Source organism: Rhodopirellula sp. JB055 (genome assembly GCF_043100905.1).
Lineage (GTDB): Bacteria > Planctomycetota > Planctomycetia > Pirellulales > Pirellulaceae > Rhodopirellula.
Genome location: NZ_JBICHO010000058.1, coordinates 1 through 5,847, shown reverse-complemented (window position 1 = coordinate 5,847; position 5,847 = coordinate 1). Strand labels below are relative to the sequence as shown.

At 57.1% G+C, this 5,847-nt stretch carries 4 protein-coding genes; all 4 read right to left on the bottom strand.

All coding sequences use genetic code 11. From position 1 onward, the window contains the following. Positions 1-113 precede the first annotated feature (113 nt). On the bottom strand, positions 114-1,535 hold the full coding sequence (locus ACF8AM_RS02330; RefSeq protein WP_392554091.1) for a hypothetical protein: 1,422 nt from the start codon (positions 1,533-1,535) through the stop codon (positions 114-116). Beyond that, on the bottom strand, positions 1,532-4,039 hold the full coding sequence (locus tag ACF8AM_RS02325; RefSeq protein ID WP_392554090.1) for an ABC-2 transporter permease: 2,508 nt from the start codon (positions 4,037-4,039) through the stop codon (positions 1,532-1,534). Before ACF8AM_RS02325 ends, ACF8AM_RS02330 begins: the two co-directional genes overlap by 4 nt. After that, entirely contained in the window at positions 4,036-5,043 is a 1,008-nt protein-coding gene (locus tag ACF8AM_RS02320) for an ABC transporter ATP-binding protein (RefSeq protein ID WP_392554089.1), read from the bottom strand. The genes ACF8AM_RS02325 and ACF8AM_RS02320 overlap by 4 nt, the downstream gene beginning before the upstream one ends. Before the next feature lie 86 nt (positions 5,044-5,129). Then, positions 5,130-5,537: a GntR family transcriptional regulator gene (locus tag ACF8AM_RS02315; RefSeq protein ID WP_392554088.1), complete on the bottom strand. Its 408-nt coding sequence runs from the start codon at positions 5,535-5,537 to the stop codon at positions 5,130-5,132. Between the last annotated feature and the right edge of the window lie 310 nt (positions 5,538-5,847).

The following is a 5,847-nucleotide window of genomic DNA, read 5'->3' as shown; positions in this document are numbered from 1 at the left end:
GGTGGAACCTGGCCTACTGCCGGCTTGGGCTACGAACCGTTTCGAGAAACGGGGGCGTCATAGCTTTCGGTAGCCGGATTCCCCAATCATTCGGATTCCCCCTCTTTTTCCGGTCAATCGCTTTGGGTGTCGGTTGCTTGGCTTCGATCGAACCAGATCTCGAAACTTTCTGCACGACCGGCTCCCCAGTTCCGCTCGCTATAGGGGATGCGGCCAACCCCAGGTTCATCCTCTTCGCCTTGGTTCATTTTGTCGTCTGTCCAGAGGACTGCGATGGCTTGGTCCCCTTGCTGAGGCCCATCATCCGCTCGGTATCCTAGGCGTTCTCCGGTGCTGAGTGTCCAATCCCGATCGTCTGCTCCCACCGATCGCAACGAGTCCAGCGACCGCGGGAAATGCCCATTCTCAACTTGGTATTTCCGCACATAGACAGCCGTCAGCGTCCATTTGTTGGAATCGCGAAAATTGTCATTCTGCTGGTTTCCGTATGCACTCGAGATGCCCCAGTCCTGTCGCATCCAGCGATTCAGCGTTGCGAATGGCACGGATACGATGCTGCGTGACTCATCGATCATTGCTCGTTCTGTCGCTCGTTTCCGTCGCGCACCCTTGCGATCGCGTCGCCCGCCACGATCGGATTCAGCGGCATCATGTAGTTGCATCCATTCCAAAGCTGCCATCGCATGAATCGCCGAGGCTCCGAAAGGTTGTGCGGATCGCAGGTCAGGATCAGTGAGTCGAACCCAGGATCCCTCATCCTGCAGTGGATCCCAAGCCACAAAATTCGACAAACGAGATTCGTTCCAATCCTTGAGATCAGGCCCATTGATTCCGTTCGTCAAAGCAACGAGTTCAGTGAGTTGTTCCTCATTCCAAAATGCATGGGTGACCGATTGGCGAACCTGGCGAAGCCAATGCGTCGACAAATTCCATTGCGACCAGGCCTGGTGACCATTCGATTGCCCGAGCAGCTTTATGAACTGTCTCCATTGTCGCAGCAGCGAAATGGCCCGTTCCGTGTGACCGGAATGATACGCCAATCGAAACTCGTCCTCTAAAAGTTCCGGGACAGAGCCGTAGTTGCTGCCTGACATCCACAGGCGACGCGAAGAAAACGTTACTTCAACCGGGATTGGGGCGTCGCTTTTCAACAGGTCTTCGAGCTTTGCAGTGAGTGGTTGAGCTTCTTCGCTCATCAGTGCAGCGAACGGTTCGGCTGGCCAGGGTTCATCTGGCGGTACGAGGTCATCCAGTCCTTCCACCGAGTCTCGCGACATTTCTCGCAATGCAGTCACGGCGTCAAATAGCTCGGTCCATTCCACTGAACCTTCGTTCGTTCCTGCGGCGGTGTACCGATCGTAAATTTGGGTGGTGGTGATGGGGACACCGCTATCGGCCATTTCGTTGACCACGGAACGGTATTCGCCCTTGGCCCAGTACTCTCGCCCCACGCCCCAGGCGATCGCCAGGACAGCTAGCATCGGTGGGCACCACATCCAGAGGCGATATCGAAAATCAGTTGTTCGATGGCTCATTGGACTTCCTCCTCAGTGGGGACATTCGATTCGGACTCTGTCTCGGGCTCGACCTGTGTTTCAGCTTGCGAACGCTGCCAAATTTCTTGCCCTTGGGTTTCCCAGGGTTCAAACCAACTGACTGCGGGATACCCGTAGAACCGACGAGGATGCGGCGTGTTTTTCGCGGAGATCACATTGTCGCCGTAGGGCCCGGTTTCAAAGTCGCCCCCAGGTCGTCCTAGCAGCTCGTGCAGTGCTCGGAACTCAGGTTCCAGATCGCCGCCTGTTGTCTGCTTTTCCAAAATTTGCAGACACCGATCCACCACTGCGCCGAAACCTTTTTGCACGATGCTCGCTCGCCAGTTCAGTGGAACACGATCGAACCAGTCGTCGTTCGCACTCACGCCATACCACTGGCTGTGATCTGGCAGATTGAGATCCATTTGCCAACTCACTAGCAACGCCCGCCGGCGAGCCGATTGTCGGTCGTCAAACGCCGCGACTTGTTCCGCCGCCCGCTGGAAGAACGGTTCGGGCTGAAGCGGTTGCATGGCTTCGTCAGATAGATTCGTGACCAGCCACTCTTCCACATAGTCGGCCATCTCTTGGTCGAACCAGCGGCCGCTCAGTCGCAACCGTTGGGCGGCCGTGGTCAATCGATCAATGAAAGCGGCCAGCTCCTCTTTTGATGTCTCGCTTGGGTTCTGCTTCCACCGCAGTTTGGTGAGAGAAGCCATCTCCAGGCTGATTTGAATGATCCAGGTGTCGGCCCTCAGCGGGATGTCGTTTTGATTTCCGATCACCATCCAGGTGTCCGGCGACGTGTAGTCTCGCTGATGGAACCGTTGCACGGCAGTTTCGCCATCCATATCTCCCAGCACACTTGAGAAGTCGTCGCGAAGATCGAGATCGCCCATCCGCATCGAGGCAAAGTTCATGGTGTTCCCTTTGCTAAGCCTTCTTGCTTCAGGCAACAGTTCCGCGACGCGTTCTTCGGGCATGCCCGGGAATTGTGATTTCGCAATCCAGACGGGGACGCTTGGCAAGATTGAGAACAGCAAGGCGGCGACCACCATCGTCGACCAGTACTTCCAGCCACGCCTTCCATCCATGAAGTCTCGCATCGTCCACCAGGTGGCCACAAATGGAAGCGTTGCGATCAGGAGCAACCACCCCAGTCGAACGCCGTTGCCCGCTCCCGCGATGGATAGCATGACAAGCGCGAGCAGTGATAGCACCGGAGCCAGGAACGCAGACGCCGCCAGCATCGGCACGACTTGGCTGGTCCACTGTGACACGCCGTATACGATGGCAAACACTGCCAAAAGCGTGAACAAAGACACCTCAAACATGAAAGGCTGTTCGTTTGCATCGTAGCTTTGTGGTGTCCCCAAAATGGACTGGGCACCCACAATCAACAGCGTGATTGCCGAAATCAAGCTGACCGCAAACCAATGCCTGCCCACCCAGGCCCGCCAGGGGGCGACACCCCGGTCCGCCAAAAACTTCAGTCGTGTCGCCGAGCCGTCGCCGGAAAAGACCGCGACACCCAACCAAGACACCGCCAGCAACGCCAACCCAATCGAGACCTGAATCAATACCATGATCCAATCGGATGGCGTGCCGATGTGATTCGTCAGAACCAACCAGGCTATCGCACCAGCCAGCAATGGGACGCTCAACCCAATCGACATCCAGGGCGAACCGTGAACGTTTTGCCAAACCAGCGAAGCAAGCGAATCGCGAAAAGGCATCGCTGTTGGTACCGGGGCATCCGGTGGTCGCCAAGCGTCTGCTGAGGACAACGTGTTTCGATCGGGCAGGAACTCCGGTTCATCCGCTTGCAAATCCTTGAGGCCTGCTCGATAGGCGAACCAACCCATGATCGGAATCGCTGCCAAGGTCACCAGGCTCATCACCCAGGTTTTCTGTGTCAGGTTGGTGTACTGAATGGCCGAAGAGTGCGGTAGCGCGAACCAGATCTCGGCGAATAGAAACGGCAGCAGAGCCAACGGAATGATCCACACCAATGCTGGAAACGCGTTCTTGTTTCGCCACGCCGTGTAAAAACCGCAAAGCAGCACATAGACCGAATGCAGGACCCAAAAGGCAGGGTGGATTTGCCGCCACTCTGACAGTTCGCCCACACCACCGCTGTCCAGCCCGGCGACTAAGCTCAGGAGGCCGCAGCCAAGCCACATCGCAATCAATCCCGCGAAAGCGACCGCCAATTTCGTCATGACAATTGGCTGCGCCGGAATCGGAAGCGACGCCAGCCAACGCAGTGAACGGGTTTCCTTTTCGTGGCTGATCAGGATCGCACCAGCTCCCGCTGCAAACAGGGCAGGCATGATCAACGGAACAATGTCGCCAGCGGCCCGCAGCGTGATGTTCAGTTGCCGGGAGGTAGACGCCCAAACCACAATGAGAAAGGCTGAAACCGCGAATAGCATCCCGACCAGCGGGAGGATCTGCTTCGCCTCCTTCCAAAACAGTCCTTGCCAAATTCGTGCTCGGTTCATGATCGTTCTCCCGTCGAGACGACTTCCGAATCGGAATGTGGGCCTCCGTCCTCGGGATCATCCGACTGGGGAGACGACGCACGGGATCCCTCCGGCGGATCCGCCGGCCGGAAGAAACCTTTTCGCGTGTGTGCGATGAAGATTTCCTCCAGTGTCATCGCTCGCTCGCGGACCCCGGTGACTCCTTCGGCTGATTCGATATGCGGGATCATGGATGAGTCGAAGTGGCGAACCAGCACCCGACGTTGGCGGCCTTGGTTTTCTTCGAGTAGCGTTTGGGCTGGCTCGGGAAGCGTCGGGAGTTCCACCAACGGATCGTCTAGCGAGACCGTCAGTTCCGTCATCGATCCTTTCAGATCGTTGAGAGGTTCGCAGGTTTGAAGTTTGCCGTTGTGGAGGATTCCAATCGTGTCAGCGACCCGTTCGACTTCGTTGATTTGATGACTGGACAGGAACACGGTTCGGCCCGATGCGGCCCGACCAATCATGCTTTCCAAAAACTCGCGACGAACCATCGGATCCAAACCGGATGTCGGTTCGTCCAGGATCAACAGTTCTGGGTCGTGCGCGAGAGCCAATGACAAAGCGACCTTGGCACGTTGGCCTTTGCTCAGCACGCGAATTTTTCGGTCCTCGGGGATCTCGTACTTCGCAACCGACTCGCGGTAGTTTTCGTAGAAGCCATCCGGGTAGAACGAGGCCGTGAACCAACCGATTTGCCCGACCGTCATCCAGTCGTACAGGGGGGGGTTGTCAGAGACGTAGCCGACCCGGCGACGGACTTCCAACGGTTGTTTCAGCGGATTGAAGTCGCAAACGGAGGCCGAACCAGAGGTTGGTTTTTGGAACCCGGTGAGGATTCGAATCAACGTGGTTTTGCCAGCTCCGTTTTCGCCGAGCAACGCAAACACGGTCCCGGGTTGGATCTTGAGGTCCACGCCCAGCAACGCGTCACAGCCTCGGAAACGCATGGTCAGTTGATCGGTCGAGATGACGGGGTTCATGATGACGATCCTGCTTCGATGAGATGTTGGTCAGTGTGCGTCGAATCAATCGCGTTCGAGCATTCTTGCTCGTCCGCGTGGCAAGCTCATTGCAACTCGGCAATCGCTTCGATGGTTCCGTCGAGGGTCCGCAGTTGCTCGTCGACGAGTTTGCGAACCTCCTTGGCTGACAGCCCTGCCTGCAAGGCCTCGGTCAGCACCGCCGACAATCGATCGGCCAGGATGGATTGTCGTTGTTTTCGGCAACGCTCGACGGCGCCCTTGCATACCACGACGCCGCGACCGCGGAGCGTTTCGATCACGCCCTCGGATTGCAGGTCCTGGAACGCCCGAGCCACCGTGTTCGGGTTGACCGCCAATTGCTGGCTGAGTTGCCGAACGCTGGGAAGAAGTTGTCCCGGACGCAAGGTTTGCTCCGCGACGGCGAATTTCACTTGGCGAACGATCTGAGAATAGATCGGAACGCCGTTGGAAGGGTCGACTGTAAAGAACATGTTCGCACCGATGCCCAAAGCTGGTTAACTGGTGTACTGGTTAAACGGTACAGCGGTTGGGTGGTGGGGTCAAGCGATTTCTTGAAAGAAAAATTCCGAGAGGGTTTGGCCAGCAACAGCTTCGTCGCCGGATTCGCCAAGAATTCAGTTTGCAGCCTCGTAGCCGGATTCGCCAAGAATTCGGGTTTGCGGGGGCTTGGTTGCAAACGAGCCGGGCAATGCGGATCGCGGAAATTGTTTTTGACGCAGAGACGCCAGGGCGCAGAGACGCAGGGCGTTGCTCGTGGGGGAGCATTTACTCGAGGGAATG